Here is a 25,517-nt window from a genome sequence, read left to right as displayed (position 1 = left end):
TCGTAGCACTCAAGGATGAAACGCAGCTGTTCATCCGTTTCATCCCCAGGCAAGAGAAATCGATGAGCAACAACCGCTTCTGTGAAGAGCTGACAGCCCTGCTGCCGCGCCTGCGGCGGTTCGCGCGCGGCCTCACCCATGATGCGGCCGACGCCGACGACTTGTGCCAGCAAACCGTGGAGCGCGCGCTCAAGTCCCGCCAGCAATGGCAGGAAGGCACGCGGCTCGATGCTTGGGTTTACAGGATCATGCGTAACCAGTGGATCGACGAGGTACGGGCCAGGACGCGGCGTTCGCAGACTTTTGCCCATGAAGATGAAGGTGAGACTGTGGGCATGGCCGGTGACCGCGATACGGAAAATCTGGTGGAACTAGGCAATATCGGCCGCGCCCTCGCCCGACTGCCCGAGGAACAGCGCGAAGCGGTAGTGCTCGTGCTGGTCGAGGGTTTTTCGTACAAGGAAGCAGCCGAGATCATCGGCGTGCCGCAAGGCACCCTGACCTCGCGTCTGGGCCGCGGCCGCGAGGCGCTGATGCGCGAACTGGGAGAGACTGCGTGACCGTCACCAACGAAGAACTCATAGCCTTTGCTGACGGTGAGTTGTCCGGCGCCGACGCTGCCCGCGTAGAGGTCGCTGTCGCGGCCGACCCGGTGCTGGCATCAAGGATCGAGCGCGAACGCCAGCTACGCGCCCGGCTGCGCGGTCATCTCGATCCTGTGGCGAGCGAACCGGTGCCTGAAAGCCTGTCGCTCATGATCGCTGCAGCCGCAGCGGAGGACATGGAACAGGACATGATCGATACTCCTCCCCCCGCGCAAACACCTCCGCAAGCTAAAACGCAGCCAGCGCGTGTCCTGGACTTCGCCGCAGCCCGCGCCCGCCGCAAAGCAGAATCCAAGGCTGCAAAGCCCGCGCAACAGACTGTGCCCCGCCGCTGGGGCATCGGGGCCGCGATCGCCGCCTCCCTGGTGTTGGGCCTGATGCTTGCCCCGCAGTTCTTGGGCAGCAGCGCGGTAACCGAACGGAACGGAGCGCTGGTGGCTTCGGGTTCGCTTGCGCGCGGTCTGGACACACAGCTTGCATCCGACGAGCCGGATGCGTTGCGCATCCTGTCCAGCTTCCGACGCGAAAACGGCAACTATTGCCGCGTCTACGAAGCCGGTGCGACGTCCGGCATCGCCTGTAAGTTCAACGGTGAGTGGACGCTCGAACGCACGGTCGCCAGCGGCAAGAGCGAGAGCAGCGAATACCGGCAAGCCGGATCACCCGTGAGCGAGCTGATGACAGCAGCCCAGAACATGGCGGTGGGCGCCCCCCTGAACGCCGCACAGGAACGCGCGGCGCGAGTTGATGGCTGGGGCAGGTGATCGGTTGCCGGCATTGCAACGAATGGAAGGCCAGCATCGATTTTTCTGCCCGCGATTTCTTGTGCGCTCCGTCATACCTGACTGAAATGCGCCGGCGCTAGGCGATCGAAGCTTCTGCGGAGACCCAGCGCGCACCGGGCATTTCAGGCGGAGCCACGCTTTCGAACCGAAGCGGCTGTGGTGGAGCCGGCAATTGCTGCCTGCTTAGCGTCTCCTCGATGAAGCCGAGCGACCATCCGGCATGCATTGTCACCGCTGCGACACCGGACCCCGCGCCGCAAAACGAACGCGCGCGCCAGCCCAATATCGCGCCTGCCACCAGCGCGCCGACCATCCAGCAGAGCATGGGGAACGCGAAGACCAGCGCCTCGACCCGAAGCGGCGCCAGTGCAAGCCCGATCAACGCCATCAGAATCGAGGGCACCACTGCCAGTGGTAACATCTGGCGCAGCTTCACCGGCACGGGGTGCCGCTTTAGATTACGCGCACGGCCAATGCCATACTTGCGATATTGCCGGAACAATGCCCCCATCGTGCTTCGCGGAAAGTAAGTGATCGCCGCCTGCGGTTCAAGCCAGATACGCCCACCCGCTGCAATCAGCCTACGGTCAAGTTCTGAGTCTTCGTTGGCAGCGAAACCCTCGTCATAACCACCCACAGCCATGAACAACGTCAGGTCGAACAAGGCGTGATGCCCGTGATCGACCCACTGCCCGCGCCCAATGTGACGATGCGGCGCACCGCCGGTACCCAGCACGGAATTCTGCGCCGCCGCCGCCGCCTTCTGGAAGCAGGCGGTCCCGCTCGTGACCATCGGTACGACGACGGAACTGGCCCTCATGCTTCCGGCAGCTAGTCGCAAGTTATCCAGAAACCCGTCAGGATAATGGGCGTGAGCATCTATACGCAGTAACCAACTGCGTCCTGCTCCAAAGCGTCGCACGGCCAAATTCACCGCTGCGCTTTGTGTCCGCTGAGGGTTTTCCAGAAGCACCAGATTGGCATATTTGCGGCCTAGAGTGGATACGATCTCGCGGCTGGCATCCACACTGCCGCCATCGGCCACGACCACCAAAGCGCCGTGCGCATTGCCCAGCAAGCCCGCAAGCAAAGCCGGTAGGTGCGCTGCCTCATTGAGGCAGGGCACCACGATCAACACGTCACTGTTGCGGCTCTTTCCAAGGGCAGTCCCCATTTCAGGTCCGCGCGATACCCCGGATATGGAGAAAGCCTCAGACACCGGACCGTGCCTCGTTCCGGGCATGCCCGGTGATGGCGGCCACGATCTCGCGCCGCTCAGTCGAAGTTTGGTATACCGTATGTTCAGGCAAGGCCGCTATCGCCTCGCGCATCCGGTCATGCCCGGATGGCATCAATTCGGCCAGCCGGTCCGGAAGCTCGGCCACGGGATCGTCGACCAGCAGGCCCACGCCGTGTCGCTGCAACCAGCGCCCAGTCTCCACCCCATTGAGCGCGATCGGAGGAACCCCGTTTGCAAGCCCTTCGTAAAGCCGGTTTGGCAACAGCCAATCCGAATTAAGCCCTTCCTCAAAGTAATCGATAGCCCAGACGAAATCGACCACGCCGTAGAGGCTCCCAATGTCGTCCTGGCAGAAGGGTCCTGAATAGCGCAGCCCGGGAAACGCAGCGACCTGCGCAGGAAAGTCCGGGAATTCAGCTGGACTGGCGATACCGGCGATCAAAACCTTGATCCGGCCGTTCGACGATGCAGCAAGTCTCCCCAACTGCTCCAGTGTCTTGCGGCATCGCAGCATTCCGAACCAACCGATCGTCCACACCGCGCCATAGCCAACATGCCGTTCCGTCGCGAAAACCGCGCGCCGTTCGACCGGCACCTTGTTCTCAACCAGCAACACTTTTTCGCGTCGGCCCTGCCGCGTCGCGAAGTAATCGCGCGCGAATGCAGGCGAACTGACGATGACAAGGTCTGTCCGCGCCAGCAACCGCCGTTCGATCCAGCGCATCACCCATGACTTGCCGCCCGTCCCCAGCATCAGCCGGTGGATGTCAAGACATTCGTAAACCAATCTCTGCTGCGGCAGACGTACCCGCCAGGCCAGCGCCAGCATCTCTAGGTTGCGGGCAACGATTACCGGCGCACTACCGCACAGATCACGCATCGCGCCAGGCGACAGCATACGTTTAGCCACCGCCACCAGACGTTGGCCGAGCCGGGCATCCATGGTGCGCCCAAAATCCAGAACGCCGTGCCCCAAAGCCGTCTGCCTGGAACTGCTGTTCCGAAGCGCCGCGCTCGGCCCTCTCATATCTTCGGCATACCTACGAAAACCGCCCAGACCCACCACAAATCCCTCTCCCGCAAGCAAGTCCACGCGGCGGCGAACTGCAGCATCGTCAAGATCATGCACCAGATAAGCGAGCGACGCCGCGCCACTTTGATCCGTTTCCATCTGAAAACCCCCAAACTCGCTCACAAACGGAGTGAACTTCTGTTCCCAACGTCGAGGTGCATCGGCATTGTACCTAGGACGCCTGCAACGCTTAATTGGCGAAGTGCTTAGTCATCTACCGAATACCTCTTCAATACGTATAAGATCCTATTTGGAGGAACGTCTTGAGTAACAGGACTCATGACGCTACAGCGGACGAAATATCTGTCGTCGCCTCGAAGCGTTTACTGCCAGACCCATCAGAAATCGGTGCTCTGTTCTTTCGGCGCCGTTGGATTTTTGCGATTGCATTCCTTGCCACGCTGGCGGCCGCGGCGCTGGCGATAGCCATGCTCCCACGCACCTATACGGCGACAAGCGCGCTCCTCCTCGAACCGCGCGAAGCGCAGCCGGTTAAAGTGAATGATCGGGGTTTCGTCGCCCCCGCGGACGACAACCTGATCGACACTGCCGTGCAGATCATCCGATCGCCCACGTTGACGCTCGACGTGGTACGCAGCCTAAGGCTGGATCGGGTCCCCGAATTCGGGGGCGATAGCAAAAGCCCATCTGCGAAGCTGACTCCCCCCCTTGCTACCGGTACGGACGGCCACGGCAGCACAGGCGATAGGGAGCAAATCGCCACCATCAACCCGGCCGAGCGCCAAGCCGCCGGCAGGCTCCTCACCCACAGCTACGTGCGGCGCGTAGGCGTGACGTATCTTGTCGAAATCACGGCTTCTTCAGAGGACCCGGATCTGGCGGCACGTATCGCTAATGCACTTGCCCGCCGCTACATCGGTCTCGATTCCGCCAAAAAGCAGGCGCGCAACGCGCAGTCGGCCCATTATGTCGAAAGCCAGGCAGCAGCCCTTCGCAAACATGCAGTGGCTGACGATGCAACATTGCAGCAATACATGATCCGCAATAACCTGATGAGCGCGGAAGGCGCAACCATGGCCGAGCAGGAAGTTTCCGAGCTCAACCGCCAAATCGCCGACGCGCAGGCCCAGCTTGCCGAGCAGCGCGGAAAACTGGGCGCAGCACAAGCACAGATAGCGCGCGGCGGCGGCGGCGCCGACATCGGTTCCGCTTTGGCATCAGACACTATCCGGCAACTGCGCCAACAAGAAGCACAGGCAAGCGCCCGGCTCGCACAACTCGACGCCCGCTACGGGGCTCTGCACCCGGACGTCGTGCAAGCCCGCGATGAATTGGCGGATGTGCGCGCACAACTGGGCGCTGAACTGGGACGCATCGTATCGGGCCTGCGGGCCGATGTGCAGATCGCCGAATCCCGCCTTGCCTCGCTTCTAGACAGCCGTGCGCAGGCGAAAGGTTCGCTGGTGCAGAACGGGTCGGCACAAGTGGGTCGGCTGGAACTGGAGCGCCGGGCGGAAGCCAGTCGTGCGATTTACAGCGCCTACCTCACCCGCGCTAAGGAAACAGCACAGGCCGGAGAACTGCCCAACGCGGATGCTAGCATTGCCACGCTGGCCCGCCCCCCCGGCGGCCCGTCCTCGCCGAACTACCTCGTAGGTGCCTTGGCCGGATTTGTCGCTGCACTTCTCGTCGCAGGGTTGGCTACCGGCATGGCCGAATACGTCGAGGACACCGTGGCAACCCGCGCCGATATCGAAGGCGGGCTCGGTGCAGTCTATGCCGGTGCAATCCCGACTCTCGCTTCCGCGACACGCTCGAAAGCGAAGGATATGACCCCGCAGGATTACGTAACGATACGCAGCATGTCGCTGTTCACCGAAAGCCTGCGCAACCTGGCCACTTACCTCGGGATCGGCCATTCCGGCAGCGAGCGAGGTGCGGCGGTCGTCACCATAACCTCTCCCTTACCCCGCGAAGGTAAGTCAACCATATCGATGTGCCTGGCACGTACTTTGGCAATGGGCAAGCATAAGGTCGTGCTCGTCGACGCCGACGTGCGTCATCACTCGACATCCAATGCGCTTGCCCCCGAGCGAGAGCGTGAGGGGCTGTTTCGGGTGCTTGACGGCTCGCTTCCGCTCGAAGAAGCCCTGATCGTCGACGAGCGTACCGACTTGCAAATTCTCACCACGCTAGGCCAGTCAGGCCCGAACGACGTGATCACCGAAGAAGCAGTGGGAGCGCTGCTGGCAGTACTGCGAGCCCACTTCGACATCGTCATCATCGATTCCGCGCCTGTATTGGGGGTGGCGGAAACCCGGATCGTCTCGCGTCTTTCCGATACAACGCTGGTTGTCGCGCGATGGCGAGCAACACCGCTCAAAGCCGTGCGAACGGCGCTCGATTTGCTTTCGCACAACGGCAGCAAAGTCGGCGGCGTTGCCCTCAGCCTCGTGAATATCAAGGAACACGCCAGCGCCGGGCTGACCGATGCCTTCGGCTATTACAAGAAATTCAAGGGCTACTATGCAGACTGACGGTCTGCCTTCCCCAGAGTTTGGCGGCACCCTGCACCGCTACCTCGCACTCGACGCGCTTCGCGGAGCCGCCGCCTTTGCGGTATTGTTTTATCACTTGCGCCATCTCAAAATGCCAGATGGCTCAGCCAGCACCTGGCACGCTTTCGACAGCGGCTATCTTGCAGTGGATTTGTTCTTCGTCCTCAGCGGCTTCGTCATTTCCCATGCATATGAAAAGAAGTTGCGGGCATCGCTGTCATGGTCCGCCTTCATGATCGCGCGCTTCCTGCGGCTGCAGCCGGTGATTGCAATTGGCACTCTGGCAGGGTTCGCCTTTGCGCTCTCACAGCGCTTGGTCGGGCTCGAGAGTGCACCGGGACTTTTCGCGATCGCCACTTCGCTCCCGGCGAACCTGCTGATGCTACCAAATGTCTTGGTGTCGTGGGGCATATTCCTGTTCAATCCACCTGCCTGGTCGCTGTTCTACGAACTTGCAGCCAATGCCGTATATGCATTTGGTATCCGCAAGCATGCTAGCGAGTTGGGCGAAGCGGAAACCGCCAAACGGACAGATCGGGCACTGACGGCTATCTGCTTTGCCGGACTCGCGGGGCTGACGGCATCCATAGTTCTAGTCGGCAATCTCGATAAAGGCGTTGTTCTGGACGATTGGCCCGTCGCACTGGCCCGCATCACTTTCTCCTTTGCATTGGGCCTCCTGCTACATCGTAGCCGACGACGTTGGATGCCCCGCGTTCCCCGGTTGCCGATGCCCTGGCTGATGCTGGCATGTCTGCTGCTGCTCGCACCCCAACTCAACGGCGCGTCTCGCGGTGGCTACGATCTTCTCTTTGTCCTGTTGCTCTCTCCGGCACTGGTCATGCTTACCAGCGTGACTCAACCCACGAGTCGTCAGGAAAGTGCGGCGAAGTGGCTGGGCATGATCTCCTATCCGCTTTACGCGGTCCATGTCCCAATCAAGCACGTCGTCGAAACCGGCTTAACGCTCGGCTTCAGGTCACTAGGCCTGACCCCTCCCAGTTTCGCAATGCTACTGATCGTGACTGCCTGCAGCGCAGTGGCCGCCGCATGGCTGATCGGTGCAGTGGTGGACCCTGCGCTGCGGCGCTGGCTTAGCGCGCAGATCTCCCCCTTGCTCGCGAAGCCACCTCCCACCCTTCCGCAGCACCACTCTCGTGGCACATGAAGCGCGCCGAGGGCACGTTCCCTCACACATCTTACCCGGCCCGCCCCTGTCTCCATTGCTGCAGCGATGGACGGCGACCATCCCGCCCGAGCAAATTCTTGCTCCAAATCACGGATCAGTCATGCTCCATGCATCCAGCGACACTGCTTTCGGGCGCACTAAGGGCCATGTCCTGTTCGTCAGCCGCCAGCGCATCACCGGGAAGAATAACGGCAGCAGCGCTTACCTGCTAGACTTAGCGGGCGCAGTGCGCCGTGCGGGATTTACGCCCCATCTGCTGCAACCCTCGCCCGATCTCATGGGGCGCTGGCCGTTCATGCGCCTACGCCCTGAAATGCAAGTGTTCGAAAGCCACGCCATACGCGGGGTGTGGCGTATCGGAAACTGGGTTGTGGCCCGCGATCCGCGCGTCGGGCTGGACGCACTGCGCGCTGTCGTATCGCGATTGGCGCAGCGATCGGGACTGCGAGGCGGCTGGCTCTCCGACCGGCCCCGGCCCTACGCGATCGCCATGCCCTGGACGGACGCCGACCGCACCTTCGTACGCCGATGCGCGGCCGGGGCGACCGACATCGTCGTCGCGGACTATGCGTTCCAGGCCGAAGTCCTTGCGCTGCTGCCAGACCGCCCATCCGCAATCGTCATGCACGATTTGTTCCATAGCCGGGCCGGGCAAGCAAGTGGGCGTGATTCCGTTGCCAATCTTGACCGCGAGAAAGAGATCGCGCTGCTATCGCAGGCCGACGCGGTGATCGCCATACAGTCCAGCGAAGCACACTTCCTGAAACAGTATGTACCGGCATCCCGGCCCATCCTCGCCCCTATGGCCGCGCACCCGACTTCCCGCCCCCTACCCGGCGACGGGCACCGACTGTTGTTTGTAGGCAGCAACACAGCACCGAACGTCGTCGGACTCGAATGGATGTTCAGGGAAGTCTGGCCGCTGGTTCGCCAGAACTCGCCCGATTGCATGCTTGACGTCGCCGGCACGGTCGCCGTGGGTTTTCCACGCGGCGGACCGGACGGTGTAATCTTCCATGGAATGGTCGAAGATCTCGGATCTTTCTATACCCGCGCGGGCGTAGTCGTGTCGCCGCTGACGTTCGGGTCCGGGCTAAAAATCAAGCTGGTAGAGGCACTGGCGCAGGGCAAGGCCATCGTCGCCACCAGCGTCACTCTGCAAGGGGTGGAGCGCGAATGTAGCGGCGCGGTGGTCCATGCCGATTCGGCAGGAGACTTCGCCGCGGCGATCATCGCTCTGGCCGATGACGGTCGCCGGCTAGCGCTGGCGACGGCCGCACTCGGCGCCGCGCGGGCGCATTTCTCGCCCCAGGCATGTCACGCGGAATTCACCGCCTGGCTTGAGGAAAACCGTCCTCACGCCGCGCATCTGCTCAAAGCGGTGCAGCGCGGGTGACCACAACGCCCCCGGCCATCGCATCGCCCCTTATATGGTCCACCGCCTCCAGCCTTGGTACGCAGGCGCTGTCGCTTCTCACTTTCGCCATTCTGGCACGGTTGCTTGGTGCTTCAGCTTTCGGGCTCGTCGCCTTGGCGGCGCTTGTGATCGACCTGCTGCTGGTAGTAAGCAACGCTGGCATCAACGAGGCGGTCGTGCAGCGCCCCACCTTGACCGAGGAAGACGCCGACACCGCGTTCTGGACCAACCTGATCTGCGGGCTACTATTCTGCGGCGCCGCCATCGCGGCTGCGCCGTTGGTCGCGTACCTGTTGGGCCTACCCGACCTGACACCGATAGTCACGGCCCTGGCCGCGATCTTCGCCATCACCCCGCTTGGCGCCATCCACACCGCCCGGCTTACGCGCGATCTCAAATTCCGGTCAATCGCCATGCGCAACATCGCCGCGTCGCTGGCGGGAGCCGCTGTGGGGCTTCCGCTGGCTTTTGCCGGCTACGGCGTATGGGCGCTAGTTGGACAACGCATCGCGGCAGCGCTGGCAATCGCACTAACTGCCTGGGCCAGTCTGCCTTGGCTGCCACGCCTGCGTTTTCAGCGGCGATCCTGCGCGGAAATGCTCCGGTTCGGGGCCTACATCGGCATTTCTGGCACCCTTAACCAGATCAATATCCGCAGCGCGGAAGTAATCTCCGGGGCATTGGTGGGGCCCGTCGCGGTGGCTTTCATTCGTGCGGGATCCCGCATCGTGGAAGTACTCAACCAGATCACCTATATGCCCTTTCAGCAGATCGCGATGCCGATCCTTACGCGCAGCGCACATGATCTGGACACATTGAAGGACACGTATCTGCGGCTCAGCCGCCTTTCCGCTTTCATCATGTTTCCCGCATTCCTGGGCACCCTTGCAATGGCGGGAGAGATCGTCGCAATCGTGTTCGGAGACGGGTGGGAACCGGTCGCGGATGCCATTCGCATCTTCGCCTGTGCCGTCGTCGCATCGCAGATGAACAACCTGATTATCGCGGCCATGATCGCAATGGGACAGTCACGCACGGTACTATCGTGGACCTCCACGCAGATCGTGCTGGGCTTAGCTGCTGCGGTCGCCGTCCATCGCTGGGGCTGGCAGGCGATGCTGGTAACGGGCGTGGCACGGGGATACCTGATCCTGCCTTACGGCTGCCACCTGTTACGTAAATATGCCCACATCCGATTTGTTGATGTGCTGGCGAGCTTGCGACCGGCTATGACCAGTTCCGTACTAATGGCGCTGGTGGTCATTCTTGGTGTCAAAGCCTGCCATGGCGGGCTTCCGCCTATAGCTATCGTCATGATATGGCTGCCGCTGGGTGCCTTCGTATATTTCGCGAGCTACTTCTGGCAAGACCGCACAATCATTCGGCAATTGCGCGACATGATGGCGACGCGGAAAGTACGATCCGCACCCGCAGGATAACCAACAGCGCCTTGCGCTTAGGCCGTTCTCCCAAGCTGCGAGTCAACTTCCCGTCAGCACCCGAACAGCGCGCTTAGCTCTCTGCAATGGCGTGGGCCGGCGTGGCGCCCACAAGTCGTCTATGTTGGGATCAATATCCGCCGTGAGATCAAAAAAGCGTTCAAGGTCACCAAATACCGTTTCCAGCCGGGATGCCACCATATCCGGGGAGTAACCCGCGAACCACGGCGCATGCGGCGGGGCAGGTGCCCGCTCCTCCACTGCGCGCAGGACTTCCGCGACATCCCATTGCAGCGAATGAACGCGAATCTTACGGCAATTGAAACCTGGATCGAGGTAATCGGCCAGCGCATCGTTCACGCTTGAAAAGACCACGCATCCCTGCCCCATCGCCTCCAGGGGCGGTAATCCGAACCCCTCGGTGGCGCCGACGTCAGCCCAGTGTTCGAGCGAATCGTAAAGGTAGACACTCGAACGGCGAAACCACGCGGACAAATCGTCTACCCAACCATCCAGCACGGTAACGCGGCACTGCTCCTGCAGCGCCGGGACTAACCGGTCCAGCAGATAGCGCGAGGATTTCCGCACCTGCACCAAGACATCGATATCGCGTGGTTGAGCTGTGTCGGAATCATTGATCTCAACCACATTAGGTACATGGGCGATATAGGAGTTAGGCGCATAGCGCCCCCAATAGGCCATCGTATGACGGCTAACGCAGAGGATGGGGACTTCGGATGAAAGCGCCATCCCCCACCCGGTGCTATGCGCGATGTAAACCACGTCGCGGCCCTTCAGCCTTTTAAGCAGCATCGCGATATCCGGGCCCCAGTGGATGACGAAGATCGGTGACGATTCTCCCTTCGTATGATGCGCCAAATAATCATCCAGATGGGGGCGATCGGCTATCCGGCCGCCGTAAAAAGCCACGCTGGCAGCGGTGAACCGGCAACATGCCTCCACGAAACGGACTTGCGCAGAATTGCCGCCGACATTCATGCGGTCATGCGGAAACAGGAAGATCAGCGGGCGCATGGCAGCTCCATCAAGGATTGAGAACGGCGGACTGGAGACCCTGCGTAATTGAGCGCAGGCGCTCCGCCAGCGGTTCGCCATGAGCCGGCGGGACAGCCTGCCGCACGGGCCGAAAAAGGCCGATGCGCTTGGCCGTAGCCTCGTAAAGGCTGGACAGCGTCAGGCGCCGGGCGTCGGGGTGCCCAGCCGTCAGCCGCAAGGCTCGGATCAACTTCCCGTCCTTGATTGCGGCAATGGTGTCGAGATGGAGCAATGCCCCTTCGAGGTTTTCGCGGCGAGCCTGCACCTTCGCGGCGAGAGTGCCATCTGTCTCGCATGGATAGGCCTGTGCCGCGCGCAGCAGCCCTTCCAGATCGGCGCGCGACAGGCGGTGCGATGTAGAGGCCACATGCCTGCGATAGTAATAGGTCGGCTCCGGCAAATAGAGATACCGAGCTCCCGCCAACATCGCACGCAATACTAGGTCGAAATCTTCGCCGATGCGCAGCCGTTCATCATAGCCCACTCCGTTAGCCCGCAGAAACGACAGGTCGAACAAGGGTTTGAGATAGCCAGGCAACGCACCCTTGCCGCCGATCATCCCGCGCTCGACGTATTCTTCCGCCTCGATCGGCCGCGCATCGTTCCACAGCGGACCTTCCGCGAAAATCCGGGTCGTCAGCCGGCTGCCTTCCTCCTGAAACTCAACCATGTTGGTGGCCAATATTTCAGCGCCGCCCCGAACCCTGCCGGCCATCAGCCATTCGAGGTGGCGTGGATGCAGGATATCGTCACTGTCGAGGATCGCCGCGAAGTGCCCCCGGGCTGCCTTCAGGCTAGTGTTTCGCACCGCGCTTAGCCCTCTTCGCGGGCCTTCCAGCAGGCGCACACGGCTGTCTGTGGCCACATGGGCACGAACGTGTTGGGCAGTGCAATCGCTGGACCCGTCATCGACGACAACGATCTCTATATCGGTCAGCGACTGTTCGCGGGCGGAAACAATCGCCGCATCAATGAACAGCGCAGCATTGCGCGCAACCATTAGTATCGACACCAGAGGGGCAGCCGTCATCACGAGCCAAACTTGATCATCGCCGGGACAGTCATTGCGGCCTCCACGAACGGGGCAATGGAATGGAAACAGGCGTTCGCTGCTGAAGAACGACCTGCCCGACAGTAGACGAAGCCATACCTGCAACGAACGGCAACGACATCCATTCCGGAGCCAAAAGCCCGGCCGACAATGCTGCATTGCAGTAAGATCATACTGCACCCAATCAAGACGGGCGCACCGCACTAAAGTTCGCCACCTTGCCCGCATCCAGGTCATAGATCGCCGTTCAGATCATGGAGGGCCAGCACCCTACAGGAAGGCCATGCCCCGCAAATCCGAAGCCGTAAAAATGCGAAGCCAGATGGCACTGGCTGCCTGTTCGCTATTTACGCTACTGTGGTTCAGCCCGCCGCGGGTTGCGGGCAAGCCAGCGGCGAGAGCAGATCAGGCTGGCCGCCTACCGCCCAGCACCTTCGTCAATAATCTCACGCAAGCCCGGCTAGGTACGCCTTCCTTCGACGAGCAATTCAACATGTTTGATAGCGGCACCGATCAACAACGTCCCAAAAGGCCCCATCGCTGGCGCACAGTCTATGGGTACGGCGGGCCGCATTCGGTTTCCAACCGCCAGATGTCGTCGGGTAGCTTCGCCTCCGATGCCAGCTTCATGGGAATGACGCCTTCGCCTTTGGGCAGGGTGCCGCTTGGGCTCGATCCTTTCCTCTTCGAACGCGGCCAGCTTACGATCCTCGCGCAGCGAACGCCGCAGCACCTGCGCGCAATGACTTGGAACAAACCGTATTACGGCGGCGCGATCACCACCAAGTTCAGCTTCGCACAGAAGTATGGGTACTTCGAGATCGAGGCCAGACTACCCGCCGGCAAAGGGATGTGGCCAGCGTTCTGGCTCATGCCATTGAAAGGCACTTGGCCCGATACCGGCGAGATCGACATCATGGAGGGCCTGGGCGATCCGCGCACTATCTACTGTACCGTGATCGCCGGCAAAGGTAAGAAGACCACACGTGTGCGGTTGAATTTCGATGCTTCCGCAGCTTTCCACCGGTACGGGTTGCTGTGGGGGCCATCGGAACTGATCTGGTTCGTGGATCGCAAGCCTGTGGCCAAGGTGCCGACGCCGCGCGTGCTCACTACGCAGAAGGCTTATATGATTGCCAATCTTGCTATTGGTGGCGCTTGGGGCGGATACCCGGACAAATCGACGCGCTTTCCCGGGCGCTACGAAGTGCGCCGGATCACAGCCTGGCCGCATCCTGACATGTAGGCAAAGCGGCATCGGACCGGTTCGAATGCGATCCTATCATTCTAGCGACTTGAGTCCGCCCGAATGCGCTGCAACATATCCTACGCGCCAGCAGCTAAATCGGAACCGTCACAGGGGCCGAAGCAGCGCGGCAAGGGAACCGGATGGGAAAGCAATGAATCACGAGCACACGGCCGACCTGCCCTACCTACGCAAGGTGGTAGGCGCATCAATGGCCGGCACCATCGTAGAGTGGTACGAATTCTTCCTCTACGGGACCGCCGCCACCCTGATCTTCGGCAAACTGTTTTTTCCGGCGACCGGAAATGACCTCGATGGCGTGATCGCGGCTTTCGCAACTTACGCGGTGGGTTTCATCGCCCGCCCGCTTGGCGGCATCGTGTTCGGACACGTCGGTGACAAGGTTGGGCGCAAATCGCTGCTCCAGTTCAGCCTCATGCTGATCGGCCTGTCCACCTTCCTCATGGGCTGCCTGCCGACCTTCGGCGGTATCGGCTACTGGGCGCCGGTGCTCCTGGTGACGCTGCGATTCGTGCAAGGGTTTGCGCTGGGCGGTGAGTGGGGCGGTGCCGTCCTGCTCGTTGCAGAGCACAGCCCGAACCGCAGCCGCGCGTTCTGGGGCAGTTTCCCGCAAGCTGGCGTACCTTTGGGCAACCTGCTGGCGACGATCGTGCTATTGGTGCTTTCCGCTACTTTATCCGACGCGCAGTTTCTTGCCTGGGGCTGGCGGATCGGCTTCTGGCTCTCCGCAGTGATCGTGGGCATCGGCTATTACATCCGTACGCAGGTGACTGATTCGCCGATCTTCGAAGCCGCCAAGGCCGAAGCGGAAGAGCGCGCAGATGGCGGTTATGGTCTTGTTGAAGTGTTCCGCCGCTACCCGCGCGGCGTCTTCACCGCGATGGGTCTGCGCGTGGGCGAGAACATCCTCTACTACATGGTTGTCACGTTCTCGATCACGTACCTGGCGCATATCGGCGTCAACACCACCAGTATCCTGACGCTTTTGTTCTGCGCGCATATCGTGCATGTGATGGTCATCCCGGTGTTCGGCGCAGCAGCCGACCGGATCGGACGCAAGCCGATTTATATTCTCGGCGCGGCGCTGACCATGGTTTGGCCCTTCGTTGCCTTCCCGATGTTCGGCACCGGTAGTCTGCTGACTATCCTTGGCGCGATCTTCCTTGGCATGATCGTACATGCCCTGATGTATGCTGCGCAACCAGCAATCATGGCCGAGATGTTCCCAACCCGTATGCGCTATTCAGGTGTCTCGCTCGGCTATCAAGTCACCGCGATCTTCGCCGGGTCGTGGGCACCGCTGATCGGCACCGCTCTGCTGCGGCAATACGACGACTGGCTGCCGATTGCGTTCTACATCCTCGGCGCCGGGGCGATCAGCCTGATCTCCGCCATCATCATGACCGAGAGCAAGGGCGTGTCGCTGCTCGCCATCGACCGCGAGGACGAACGGCGGCTGGTCAAAGGTTCAGCCTGACCCGGGTTGCGGGGTTCGCGCGGTCCCTGCTTTGCCCACAGGAAACCAGCCGAACCCCAAGGCCGCGAACAGCATGATGGTTGGCGCGACCAGGGCAGCCGGGCGGATCGGTTCCACCGGCGACTTGCTCAGTTCCATCGCCATGTAGCTCAGCCAGAAACAGGTGGCGAGCGAAGGCGTCAGGACAAAACGGCGCAGCAACGCGATAATGCCAGCGATCCAGCCCCCAAGCATGATGGCGAGGCCGATGTAACCGGTCTCCACCATAGTCTGTATATAGCTGTTATGAAACGAAAAGCCGGTGCCTTCCTGATGCACGTCGAAATACCGCCACAAACCGATCGCGTCAGGATTCGCTGGATGCCAGAAGCCGAAATAGCCCATTCCCAGCCAAGGCCTTTGGGCGATGATGAACTCCGCCCGATACCAGAGGTAGCCGCGGCCGGTCAGCCCAGAATCCTTGGCAGACAGTTCCTGTACCATCGCCATAAGAGGCTGGAAGAATAGAAGGCAAAGCGCAAAGGTGCCCACGACCGTGGCGGCAAAGGCCAGCTTGAGGGCCGGTGAACGCGTTCGCAGCACCAGCAACGCCGTCAACAGCGCGGCGGCAAGCGCCAGGGATGCCACTGCCCCGGCAGAATGCGCACGCACCGTCGTCAAAACGCAGATCGCAGACATACCGCCGCTAAACACGGCAAGCACCGGTGAGTCCCGCTCAATGCCGGTCACAAGCATTATCAGCGACAACAAGACAGCCGTACCGGCAGTGTCCGCGAAATAGTTCTTGGCTTCCCCCCCCAGGCCGTAGAGAGCAAGGGCGCCTCCCATGCCATCCGGGTGGATGTTGCCGGCCGTTAGGGAAGCGACGGTATACCCGGCATAGGCAACGAACAGTCCTGTCAGCACCGCTCTTGGCTGAGCGGCTTGCGATAGCAGCAGCCCGGCCAAGGCCGTAAGGGTCATCTGCAAGGCATAACGTAAGGTCACTTCCGGGTAGATCGCCCATACCGCCGACAACAGTGCAAACGCCGGAAACACCAGTAAAAACCAACACCGCCGCAAGGCATCACAGGTCTGTTCAAGCCGGATCGCAACATAAATACCGGTCAGGAGCAGGAAAACGAAGGCTCCTGGCATACCGACACTGGACGGAATACGGGCGATCACCATCAATGCGGCGAAGGCCCCATCCTGCAAGCTCCGGTTGGTAAGAAGGGCGACAAGGCTGCTGCGAGGAGCCTGCGGCACAGCGAGCGCGGTTGTCATTGCGATAAAGCCCATCGCGGCGCAGAGGGGTTGGTGATCGCGAAACCGACGGCCAAGATCAGTAATCCGCTCGGACCCATCGGCCGAATGTCGTGAATTGCCTCACTGTTAGAAAGCATCTGCCCTGAAAGCCCCCGAAGCTGCAACACACATGGCGTTGCAGCTTCGATACAAGGCCCCGGCAGCACGGTCGACCACACCGCCAGGAAGATTGTTTCATTCTGGAGTATGTTTCAGGCCATCAGTCCGATTGTGTTGCCGTAGTCCGCCGTGCTGAGGAAGCTGATGTCGGACATGGCGAACTGCGCATCACCCGTGAGGGTGATCTTCTCGGTACCGATCGATACCACGGTCGATGTCGCCGTGTGGCTGATCGAAACCGCGCTCGTCTTCACGCCAACCAGCACCAGCTTGTCGACGCCGTGCTGGAAGTCGGTCGCCGTATCCTTGCCATAGCCCGCAGCGAAAACGAATGTATCCGCGCCTGCTCCACCGGTAAGCGCATCGTCGCCCGCGCCACCGCTCAGTACATCGTTGCCAGCTCCGCCGTCGATCAAGTCGTTGCCAGCCCAGCCGAACAGCTTGTTGTCGCCGTCGTTACCATAGATCTTGTTGGCGAGCGTATTGCCGGCGCCGTTGAGCCCGGCGCTGCCAGACAGGCGTAGTATCTCGACATTGGCGGGCAGCGTATAGCTGACAGATGAGCGGACCGTGTCGTTGCCCTCGTTGGCTTGCTCGATCGCACGCACACCGGCTTGATCGACGATGTAGATATCATCTCCTTTACCGCCAACCAGAGTGTCGAGACCGCCGGCACCGTCTAGGTAGTCGTTGCCCGCAAGCCCGGTCAGGACGTTGACCCCGGCATTGCCGATAATCCGATTGTCTTCGGCATTGCCCGTGCCGTTGATATTGGCCGTGCCGCTCAAGCGCAGATTTTCGACATTCGCGGTGAGGGTGTAGGTAACCGTGCTGATAGCAGTATCGGTGCCTTCATTCGCCACTTCGATGACCTTCACCGCAGTGCTGTCGACCCGGTAAGTGTCGTCGCCCATTCCGCCGTAAAGTGTGTCCGCACCCCCGTTCCCATCGAGATAGTCATTGCCGGCCAGCCCCTTGAGGACGTTCGCCGTCTGGGTACCGATCATTCTGTTGGCAAGCTCATTGCCGGTGCCGTTGAGCGCGGCGTCGGTGGAAAGGCTCAGGTTCTCGACATTGTCCGGCAACGTGAAGCTCGCACTGGAGACGACCGAATCTGAACCGCCATTGACCTGCTCGACGATCTTGTCGAGCGCCGAGCTGACACGGAATGTATCGTCCCCGCTGGTGCCCACATAAGTCTTGCCGGTTGCGACGCCGCCCGATGCACTTTCATTCGAATCAACGGGCATAGTAGGGTTCGAGGTTCCCGGCGTTGTGACGACAGGCGCCGAGGTGGACCCATTCGCTGAATAGACGGTATGCGTACCTTTGATCGTCGCCGAAACGGTGTCGGCCGTGCGATAGGCACGCACATAGTCCACCTTCATTTCGCCCGTGCCTGTCGTCGCGTCGGCGGCGCCACCCCAGCTGCCATTCCCGCCTACCGCAAGGTTGACCAGCATGTACATTTCCTTATTCATGGCCGGCGGCGTAGCCTGCTGCGCCACTTCCACACCGTCGATATAGTAGATCACCCGTTCACCGTTCCAGTCGACGCCGTATGTGTGGAACTTCGTGGTATCGAGCACGGCGCGGTCCTGATCCATGGTGTTCTTGCCGTTTTCTATGCCATGCGTGGTCAAGTAAACGACGTTCGGATCCTTGCCGAGCATCTCGAACACGTCGAGTTCGGGCGGCCAGCTGCTGTCTGCCGGCAGCAGCCAGAACGCGGGCCAGAAGCCTTGCCCTGCCGGCAGCGCAGCGCGAATCTCGAAATAGCCATACTGCTGCGCAAACGTGAACTTGGTCGTCAGCAGGCCAGAAGTATACGTGTGCCCGTCGATGAAGGGGAGCACATCCGCCGTCGCCGGGGCAGCTGTGATCGTCAGCACACCGTCGTTGATGGAGAAGGGGTTCACACCCAACGGTTTCGCGCCGGTGCCTCCCCAATCGGGATCCATATAAACCTCGGACTCGGTTTTCAGCGTGTGGCTAGCGATGGTACCCGGCCCGCCATGGCCATATTCGGTACGCCAGGTGCCGCCCTTGGAGTAAAGGCTAAGGGCGTTGAAATCATCGCCGAAGTTGAGCGTCAACGCACCGCGGTTGATCTCGTAAGTAAAGTCTTTGGCAACCAGGCTGGTAGCCGTCACGCCGCGCAAGATCAGGTCTTCGCCGTTGGTGAAGTGCAGTACAGTATCCGCCCCCACTTGCTTCGCAGCGGACTGCAGCTGCGAAAAGTTGGTGACACCGTAACCGCTGAGCTGGATCTTATCGACGCCGGTCGTGAAGTCGACGATGACATCGCTGCCGTTGCCTTTTACGATGATAAAGGTATCCGCCCCACCGCCGCCAACCAGTACGTCGTTGCCGGCCCCGCCGTTGATCTGCTGCGCATACTCGTTGCCAATGATGACGTTGTCGAGGTCGTTGCCGCCGCCATACCAGGAGCCATTGCCTTCGAGGATCAAGTTTTCGAAATTGGCGCCCAAGGTATGATAGACCGAAGAGCGCACGGTATCGATGCCCTCTCCTGTCGCCTCGAACAGCTTGTCCTTTTCGGAAGAGATTATGTAAGTGTCGTCACCCTGCCCACCATAGTAGCTGTCACCGCCGCCGTAGCCGCGCATGATGTCAGCCTTATCCGTCCCCCAAATGGCATCAGAAGCAGATGTCCCGAGAAATGTTTTAACAGATGAAGAAGAACTGTTAAGTATTTTTCCGAAAGTGTTTTTATACGAAAAAGTCATAACCAATAACCCCGCCATCGAAGCGCTATTGCTCCGCTGTGTCGTGGCTATTGATAGCTTTGTCATTCACAACACTGACATAAGGACTCTGGTAAACGCACTTTAATCGATTGCATCGATGAATTTCTTCTTTAGCCTTTCCAATAATTGAGCATTTTCGCGAATACGCGCCCATAAATATATTTACGTCGCTCCCCCAGTTCCGCCAGGATGAACGTCGCACCGATAGTAATGCTGCCCGCAAGTAACCCGCCCGAGTTCGTCCCGAGGCCATCAGTCCGGATCGCTGCAATCAGCACCAGAATCGGGAGATGGGCGATGTAGAGAGTGAAGCTGGCACCTGCGCAGTAACGAACGAAGCGTTCCACTCCGACCGGCCAGATCGCCCGTTCCGATGTGCACGCAGCGAAAACGACAATGATCGCCCCCAGCAGCAGCCCCAGCACCAGGTAATAGGCCATGCTCGCACACAGCAGTGCAGGGGCGGGCCATTCGAATAACGGAATTGCCAATGCGCCGCCCCATCTACGCCATACAAGCATGGCAAGCGCTAACGCTGATAGCAAAGTCCAACCCGCGAACACGCTAATCCGCGGACACCGCCGCACAACTCTCCACGCAGCGACTCCTACCAGCCACAAGACGAATGCCACTGCGATGCGAGGGCCACAGGCTACCAGCCACACGGCGGCCAATAGCCAGCGCCGGGCCCCACGCACGTAGAACAGGATAGCGAAAGTAACATAATAGGCTATCTCGAACCCAAGCGACCAGAACGGCGTACCCGTAGATACAACGATACGATCGAACCAGAATTCGTTGGTAAAAGTCAGGTAACGGAAGATGGACTGCCACCCGGGCGCTTCACCGACGAGAGCGCCGCCCAGGGTCTTGCGGAGCGTCTGATCGCTGACATCGCCAACGTCGTAAAGAGCGGCGTTCACAGTCACGCCAACCGCATGGCACGCCACCAGCACCACGATGGCGACAGGGACTACCGAATACATCCGGATCGCACGCGCACGAGCGAAGGACCGCCAGCCATGCTCTTTGCATTCCGCAACAAATGCGATGACAAAGCCAGAAAGCACGAAGAAGATTGCCACCCCTTCCTTCGCACTGTGGGCGACGATAACAGGCATATCGAGACTGTAAACCGCACCGGTGTGCGCAACGAAGACTAACAAGGCTGCAAAAAGGCGCAGCAGGTCGAGAAAGACGGACAGATTTCTGCTCAAGACGTAGCCCCGCGCTCACCTTGGCTATCCGACCCCGCTTGCACATATGCGGCAAGGCGCGAGGTGTCGGCATCTTCGACCAAAAGCTGTGTTCGGCCCCAAGCTAGGGAGGCGCGCAGCGCTCACAACGAAAAGAACATCCGAAATACAGATAATCGCATCTCGGTCGGGCCGGCTGATGGCACGAAATGCAACCACCCTTCCATTCGGATAAGACAGCGCAACGCAGACAGCACCGCCAAGATCAGCGAGAGGCAGGATTATTAGGCGGTCAGGACACTATCGGCCGATCCGCCCAGTCGCGCGTGGTCCGAACCAGCACGGGTGTCGTCACAAGATTGCGACGACCATTGCAATCCCACCCCACAGGCAGACGCTGATGGCTGCGCCGGCAAGCCACCCTCGCCACAGAATAGGCTTTGCGCCAACGCGTGCGGGAGGTGATGCAACCGAAGCGGTAGGTCGGAAGGGATGTCGAGGCCTTTGCATAAAGGCCCCATACACCCCTAACTGCGTTTAATCGGTTAACTGCGGTCTTGGGGCGATACCGGGACCGCCGTAGATCAGGTCACCCTCGCCAACGCCCCCTGGTGCAGCCGGACCAACGCCTCCAGTCTCTGCAACATGGCATCACGCAAGCTATCGCGCCTGCCCGCCAAACTCAGGTAAGGCTCATACGTCGCCAGTTCGGCCAGTGCTTTTGCAGTGCGCTGGGGACTGAACCCAAGCAGCCGTCGCGCTGCGGGCAGGTCCTCCAGCACCCGTTTGGCTTGCGCTTTCAGGAAAGGTATCCGGGCAGGCGGAGCAATACGACTGCGAAATTCGCGAAAAGATGCCTCAGGCTCCAGTTGGAGCATGGTACCGAACGCTTCTCCCCGTTTACCGAAACGCAGCAAAGGCATCGGATCGGGCGGAGGCACCAACGCGATCTCTACATTCAGTTCCAACGACCCGGTCCAGTCTGCCCACTTGGCTGTCGAGAAATTGCGCGAAACTGCAAACCCCCGCCACGGCACGCCGTAAGCATCGGCCAAAATCGCGCCGTGCAGCGATTCGGTAAGTACCAAGCGTGCACTTGCCAATGCGGCAATCACGACCTCAGGCGCTCCCCTGGGGTCAACGAGATCGAAGCCGGCCATCCGCACGGCATGGTCCCAGCCGGGAAAGGCGATCGTCTCATAATGAGGTACGACGACGGTGCGCCCACCAGCCGTAATGTTACGGGCTCCGGCACCCTCAACCGCCGCCGAAAACCGAAACCTGTCGACCAACGGGGCCAGGATCGCTCCGTCAGTCAAGGCCCTGTCCGCCGACAATCCCAGCACCTGCGCCGTCACCGGTCCGCGCACGCAGTGATAATGCACATCCAGTCCAGCCCATCCATCGGCGGCTGTGTAGCCCGCACCGCTGGAGAATACATGCAGACACCGTCGCCGACCGGGATCAATCCCGACGATGGTTCCAATGCCTACAAAGGCTTCGCCCCGATCATCGACTACGCCCTCTCCCTCGAACAGCGAAGGCGCCAGAGCAGACCAGAGGGTGCCATTGAGGTCATCTCCGAAGTTCGGGACAGCGGGCTCGTAATGCAGCAACTTCACTTACCGCCCGCCAAACGGGAACGATGAAGCACGCTATGTTGGGGGGGGGCCGAAATAGATTCAACCATTGGCGAGTTGAACACCATCGTGGTGCGCACGTGCAACACTTCAGCCACCATAGGGCACGCCACAACCACTCGATCCGTGAAAATTCGGCATTAGCCAGCCATTTGAACGGCCGCCATTGAGGCTATTCGCATCCACTATGAACCGTTCCTCTGGCACCAGACTTCCGCGCGATTGCGGACCGCTGGGAATACGCCTGCTTCCAGCCGCACTTCTTCCGATGAACGTACCATAATGGAAAATGCAATAAATCACTTAAACATCCAAATTGGACAATAACCCGGCCAGGATAACAACTACCCTTCACATAACTACTTGAGTTCGAAAATCACTTCGAATTATAGTGAATGTGCCGTGAACTATTTTGCGTCATATTTGGGCATTTTTACGTAGTTTAAGCACCTTATGGCCCAAGGATTTTCGGCACCCAAAGGGGTATTTGCGTTTTTACTCAGGAGGATGGACATGCCAACTTACTATGGAACCGATGGTAGCGACAAAATTGCCGGAAGCGGCGGCAAGGACGCGCTCGCAGGCGGCAAGGGTATCGACTATTACTATGGTGGCGCAGGCAACGACGCATTCGTGCTCAAGCTGTCGGACTTCGATCCAGCGCTGAACAACAATACCTCGATCGGGGCAAAGGCACAGGACTTCATTTATGATTTCCACGGCGCTGGTGTCTACGAAGCGGGCAACAACGACTTTCTTTATCTCTCCGGATTTGGCGCCGGATCGACAATCACGTTCACTGGATACGGCTACAACGGCGCGAGCCCCGGCGGCGACATTCATGCGCAATACTATACCATCCACAGCACCACTACGGGGCTGGACTATGTCGTCGCCGTTGGTTCGGTGAACGGCAACCAGCTCAAGCTGGGCGACTACAATTTCTACAACTGATATTTATAAGGGCCTGCCTGCTGGCTAAGCCCTTCCGCGAACGAAAGAGGAGGCGTTCAAGCGCCCCCTCTTTCGATGCTTTCCGGCTTATCGTCAACATCCAGGGCGTCGCGTGCCGCAAAAGGGGCACCATCGCCATTACAAAGCACGGAAATTGCCGGGCGCGCAGAATTTGCCTCCAAAAAATATGCGATACTATCACACCATGACTAAATATTGAGCCCGGAACCGATAACAACAAAGTCATAAAGACCTTTTGCCATACGTTATGGCGATAAAAATCCGATATCCATAAAAATTATCGTAAGATCGGTCGCTATCGGACGTACCTCGCGCATTAAGGTCGCAATTGAACGGATCTTTATTTGTAAAAAGGCCCTGACTTATATCAACTAGGCCGCAAGACATCAGCCATTTAACGAACCAGACATTCACCAGGTTCGAACAGAAAACAGGCGACAAATGCGGATATTTCTGACCGTTCTGTTCATTGCCGGATGCCTAACATCCGGCTGCGCAAGTAGTGGATCGCTACCTGAACTGGCCTTGTCGAGCACTGATACCAGCTACGCACTGGGTGCCGGCGACAAACTGCGCATCACCGTCTACGGTGAGGAAAAGCTTACCGGCGAATATCTCGTCGATGGTTCCGGCGCCATAGCGTTCCCACTGATCGGCGCAGTCCAAGCCAAAGGCATCACTGCCCCTAACTTGGCTAACCGGCTTACAACCGCGCTCGGTAAGGGCTACATCGACAATCCCAGCGTCGCGATCGATGTGCTGAACTTCCGCCCTTACTATATCCTTGGCGAAGTCAACACTCCGGGAGAATACCCCTTTGTCGAAGGACTGACCGTGTTCAGCGCTGTCGCCAAGGCGGCGGGCTTCACTTACCGCGCGGATGAAAAGCGCGTCTATATCCGCCACAAGGAAGGCGCCGGAGAAGTCCTTTACCGCCTAGACGGAAATACGCCCGTTCAGCCTGGCGACACCGTCCGCGTACTCGAGCGGAAGTTCTAGGCTGTGCCCAAGATAGCCTTCTATAACGCTGGCTCTAGCCAGCTCTTTAGCCATATCGCAGGCCTTCCACCTCTGCGCGTCGCGCGCTTGCGCGCCAGCTTCGCGGTCATTGCTCTTTCAACTGCATGGTCTCACGCAGCAGAGGCCCAGAACATCGGCCCTCTGATCCGTGAGCCGAACGATGTGCCCGGCTCCAGGATCATCCCGGAGTATAGGCAGATCGGCTACGATATCGCCGGCTTCCAGGTGCTCCCGACCGTTACTTTCGGCATGCGCGGTAACAACAACGTGTTCACCCGCACCAGCGTGAAGGAATCGGACATTGTTCTTCAGGCAGAACCTCGTCTGCGGCTGCGCAAGGAAAATCGGTTCCAGAATATTTCCGTCGAAGCCATGGCGCGCACAAGCTCCTACCTGAAGCTGGCCAGCCAGGATTCGACCGAATATAGCCTGGAAAGCACTTACACCCACGGTACTACCGGCCCCAATTCGATTTCGGTGAATTTGGGCTACCGCCGCGAAGCAATCATGCGCGGAACGGTGGAGAACGACCTCGTCGGTGGTGAACCGCTGATGCGCCGAGTCCTCGGCGGCTCGTTTACCGGGCGCAAGCAGTTCAACCGGCTCGCGATCGACGCCCAGGTTCTCGGCATGCATCAGCGTTACGAAGACCTCGCGGGAAGTACGGGAACTTCCGCCGATCAGCGTTTCCGCAACGTCACGCGGTATAGCGCCCAAGGCATCGTATCTTACGAAATCAGCGGCCGCACTGCGATCTTCGCAGGCGTGGAATACGACCATTTCAATTACGCGCCGTCACGTCAGCTAGTGAACCGCGACGCCGAAAACTGGAGCGGGACCGTGGGCGTCCGCTACGAGATTTCACAGCTTATCTATGCGCAGGTGGGCTTCGGATACCGCCGCTATGATTTCAAAAACGCTGCGTTCGGCGCCATTGCGGGCCCGGCCATATGGGGACACTTGCGGTACTTTCCCTCGCGCCTGCTCGCCGTGCGCGGCAGCATCGAACAGAGTAACACAACTAGTCCCTACGACCTCGTGAGCGCCGTCACGCTGACGACCGTGAAAGTCGAAGCGGAATATGAGATGCGGCGCAGCCTGTCCTGGCTTGGCGCGACCAAGTTCACGCTGGAAGACTATGGCAAGCAACCCTATTCGTCACGGCGCTTCGACATCTCGGCCGGGCCGCGCCTACGCTTCACCCGCTGGCTTTCGGCAAATGTGAACGTGGGTTACGCGAGGCGGTTCGTAAACGGCCCCGCGCCGTTCGAACCCTTCTCCCAGTTCTACGGCCTGCTCTCGGTCACGTTGGCACGATGATGGGTGAGGCCACCTTCAACTTTTGCCGGCCGGCAATGGCGCCCCGCCTCCTTCCAGGCGGACTTCCGCAG

19 protein-coding genes are annotated in these 25,517 nt (G+C 60.0%); 11 read left to right on the top strand and 8 right to left on the bottom strand.

Going from position 1 to position 25,517, the window contains the following annotated elements; all coding sequences use genetic code 11:
• Positions 1-62 precede the first annotated feature (62 nt).
• Together V474_RS22695 and V474_RS22690 are read left to right on the top strand one after the other, a co-directional pair.
• Complete coding sequence (locus V474_RS22695) at positions 63-560, top strand: RNA polymerase sigma factor (protein ID WP_059153503.1); 498 nt, start codon at positions 63-65, stop codon at positions 558-560.
• Positions 557-1,369 carry a hypothetical protein gene (locus V474_RS22690; RefSeq protein ID WP_059153502.1) on the top strand — a complete coding sequence of 271 codons (813 nt, stop codon included), beginning with the start codon at positions 557-559 and terminating at the stop codon, positions 1,367-1,369. Before V474_RS22695 ends, V474_RS22690 begins: the two co-directional genes overlap by 4 nt.
• Positions 1,370-1,466: 97 nt before the next feature.
• Here the strand turns inward: V474_RS22690 and V474_RS22685 are convergent, their stop codons facing one another.
• Both V474_RS22685 and V474_RS22680 read right to left on the bottom strand, forming a co-directional pair.
• On the bottom strand, positions 1,467-2,564 hold the full coding sequence (locus V474_RS22685; RefSeq protein ID WP_059153501.1) for a glycosyltransferase family 2 protein: 1,098 nt from the start codon (positions 2,562-2,564) through the stop codon (positions 1,467-1,469).
• Between the two features lie 37 nt (positions 2,565-2,601).
• On the bottom strand, positions 2,602-3,801 hold the full coding sequence (locus V474_RS22680; protein WP_082699984.1) for a glycosyltransferase: 1,200 nt from the start codon (positions 3,799-3,801) through the stop codon (positions 2,602-2,604).
• Positions 3,802-3,965: 164 nt separating this feature from the next.
• Between V474_RS22680 and V474_RS22675 the strand changes: the two genes are divergently transcribed.
• From V474_RS22675 to V474_RS22660, 4 genes are all read left to right on the top strand, one after another.
• Positions 3,966-6,200, top strand: coding sequence for a GumC family protein (locus V474_RS22675; protein ID WP_082699983.1), 2,235 nt, complete (start codon positions 3,966-3,968; stop codon positions 6,198-6,200).
• Positions 6,190-7,389, top strand: a complete 1,200-nt coding sequence (locus V474_RS22670; RefSeq protein ID WP_059153498.1) for an acyltransferase family protein — start codon at positions 6,190-6,192, stop codon at positions 7,387-7,389. The genes V474_RS22675 and V474_RS22670 overlap by 11 nt, the downstream gene beginning before the upstream one ends.
• Positions 7,390-7,510: 121 nt before the next feature.
• Positions 7,511-8,806 carry a glycosyltransferase family 4 protein gene (locus V474_RS22665; RefSeq protein ID WP_059153497.1) on the top strand — a complete coding sequence of 432 codons (1,296 nt, stop codon included), beginning with the start codon at positions 7,511-7,513 and terminating at the stop codon, positions 8,804-8,806.
• Positions 8,803-10,266: a lipopolysaccharide biosynthesis protein gene (locus tag V474_RS22660; protein WP_059153496.1), complete on the top strand. Its 1,464-nt coding sequence runs from the start codon at positions 8,803-8,805 to the stop codon at positions 10,264-10,266. Before V474_RS22665 ends, V474_RS22660 begins: the two co-directional genes overlap by 4 nt.
• Positions 10,267-10,308: 42 nt before the next feature.
• Here the strand turns inward: V474_RS22660 and V474_RS22655 are convergent, their stop codons facing one another.
• Together V474_RS22655 and V474_RS22650 are read right to left on the bottom strand one after the other, a co-directional pair.
• Positions 10,309-11,301, bottom strand: coding sequence for a glycosyltransferase family 4 protein (locus V474_RS22655; RefSeq protein ID WP_059153495.1), 993 nt, complete (start codon positions 11,299-11,301; stop codon positions 10,309-10,311).
• 10 nt (positions 11,302-11,311) lie between these two features.
• The gene (locus tag V474_RS22650; protein ID WP_236711407.1) at positions 11,312-12,553 is read right to left on the bottom strand and encodes a glycosyltransferase family 2 protein; all 1,242 of its coding nucleotides are present in this window, start codon (positions 12,551-12,553) and stop codon (positions 11,312-11,314) included.
• 103 nt (positions 12,554-12,656) lie between these two features.
• Here V474_RS22650 and V474_RS22645 point away from each other — a divergent pair, with 103 nt between their 5' ends.
• A complete protein-coding gene (locus V474_RS22645) occupies positions 12,657-13,619 on the top strand; it encodes a glycoside hydrolase family 16 protein (RefSeq protein WP_059153493.1) in 963 nt (320 codons plus the stop codon).
• 154 nt (positions 13,620-13,773) lie between these two features.
• Positions 13,774-15,117: an MFS transporter gene (locus V474_RS22640; RefSeq protein WP_059153492.1), complete on the top strand. Its 1,344-nt coding sequence runs from the start codon at positions 13,774-13,776 to the stop codon at positions 15,115-15,117.
• Here V474_RS22640 and V474_RS22635 read toward each other — a convergent pair.
• The 4 genes from V474_RS22635 to V474_RS22620 form a co-directional block, all read right to left on the bottom strand.
• Entirely contained in the window at positions 15,109-16,383 is a 1,275-nt protein-coding gene (locus V474_RS22635) for an O-antigen ligase family protein (RefSeq protein ID WP_169795127.1), read from the bottom strand. The two genes, V474_RS22640 and V474_RS22635, sit on opposite strands and share 9 nt — an antisense overlap.
• 233 nt (positions 16,384-16,616) lie before the next feature.
• Positions 16,617-19,292, bottom strand: a complete 2,676-nt coding sequence (locus tag V474_RS22630; protein ID WP_236711406.1) for a family 16 glycosylhydrolase — start codon at positions 19,290-19,292, stop codon at positions 16,617-16,619.
• Between the two features lie 113 nt (positions 19,293-19,405).
• The gene (locus tag V474_RS22625; RefSeq protein WP_059153489.1) at positions 19,406-20,512 is read right to left on the bottom strand and encodes an acyltransferase family protein; all 1,107 of its coding nucleotides are present in this window, start codon (positions 20,510-20,512) and stop codon (positions 19,406-19,408) included.
• 563 nt (positions 20,513-21,075) lie between these two features.
• Entirely contained in the window at positions 21,076-22,113 is a 1,038-nt protein-coding gene (locus V474_RS22620) for a polysaccharide pyruvyl transferase family protein (RefSeq protein ID WP_148649524.1), read from the bottom strand.
• 531 nt (positions 22,114-22,644) lie between these two features.
• On the opposite strand from V474_RS22620, the gene V474_RS22610 reads away from it, so the two are divergent.
• The 3 genes from V474_RS22610 to V474_RS22600 all read left to right on the top strand — a co-directional run bounded on the left by V474_RS22610 (position 22,645) and on the right by V474_RS22600 (position 25,446).
• Entirely contained in the window at positions 22,645-23,085 is a 441-nt protein-coding gene (locus V474_RS22610; protein ID WP_148649523.1) for a hypothetical protein, read from the top strand.
• A 546-nt stretch (positions 23,086-23,631) separates the two neighbouring features.
• The gene (locus V474_RS22605) at positions 23,632-24,105 is read left to right on the top strand and encodes a polysaccharide biosynthesis/export family protein (RefSeq protein WP_236711405.1); all 474 of its coding nucleotides are present in this window, start codon (positions 23,632-23,634) and stop codon (positions 24,103-24,105) included.
• Positions 24,106-24,108: 3 nt separating this feature from the next.
• Entirely contained in the window at positions 24,109-25,446 is a 1,338-nt protein-coding gene (locus V474_RS22600) for an outer membrane beta-barrel protein (RefSeq protein ID WP_059153484.1), read from the top strand.
• Positions 25,447-25,517: the final 71 nt, after the last annotated feature.

The organism is Novosphingobium barchaimii LL02 (genome assembly GCF_001046635.1).
Lineage (GTDB): Bacteria > Pseudomonadota > Alphaproteobacteria > Sphingomonadales > Sphingomonadaceae > Novosphingobium > Novosphingobium barchaimii.
Note: the sequence above shows the minus strand (reverse complement) of the source record. Positions and strands in the feature narration are given on the sequence as shown.

What these genes read in the sequence shown, in the direction of transcription:
- V474_RS22695 (WP_059153503.1), top strand. Translation starts at nt 63, where the DNA reads ATGAGCAACAACCGCTTCTGTGAAGAGCTGACAGCCCTGCTGCCGCGC.
- V474_RS22685 (WP_059153501.1), bottom strand. Translation starts at nt 2,564, where the DNA reads ATGGGGACTGCCCTTGGAAAGAGCCGCAACAGTGACGTGTTGATCGTG.
- V474_RS22680 (WP_082699984.1), bottom strand. Translation starts at nt 3,801, where the DNA reads ATGGAAACGGATCAAAGTGGCGCGGCGTCGCTCGCTTATCTGGTGCAT.
- V474_RS22670 (WP_059153498.1), top strand. Translation starts at nt 6,190, where the DNA reads ATGCAGACTGACGGTCTGCCTTCCCCAGAGTTTGGCGGCACCCTGCAC.
- V474_RS22665 (WP_059153497.1), top strand. Translation starts at nt 7,511, where the DNA reads ATGCTCCATGCATCCAGCGACACTGCTTTCGGGCGCACTAAGGGCCAT.
- V474_RS22655 (WP_059153495.1), bottom strand. Translation starts at nt 11,301, where the DNA reads ATGCGCCCGCTGATCTTCCTGTTTCCGCATGACCGCATGAATGTCGGC.
- V474_RS22645 (WP_059153493.1), top strand. Translation starts at nt 12,657, where the DNA reads ATGCCCCGCAAATCCGAAGCCGTAAAAATGCGAAGCCAGATGGCACTG.
- V474_RS22640 (WP_059153492.1), top strand. Translation starts at nt 13,774, where the DNA reads ATGAATCACGAGCACACGGCCGACCTGCCCTACCTACGCAAGGTGGTA.
- V474_RS22635 (WP_169795127.1), bottom strand. Translation starts at nt 16,383, where the DNA reads ATGACAACCGCGCTCGCTGTGCCGCAGGCTCCTCGCAGCAGCCTTGTC.
- V474_RS22630 (WP_236711406.1), bottom strand. Translation starts at nt 19,292, where the DNA reads ATGGCGGGGTTATTGGTTATGACTTTTTCGTATAAAAACACTTTCGGA.
- V474_RS22610 (WP_148649523.1), top strand. Translation starts at nt 22,645, where the DNA reads ATGCCAACTTACTATGGAACCGATGGTAGCGACAAAATTGCCGGAAGC.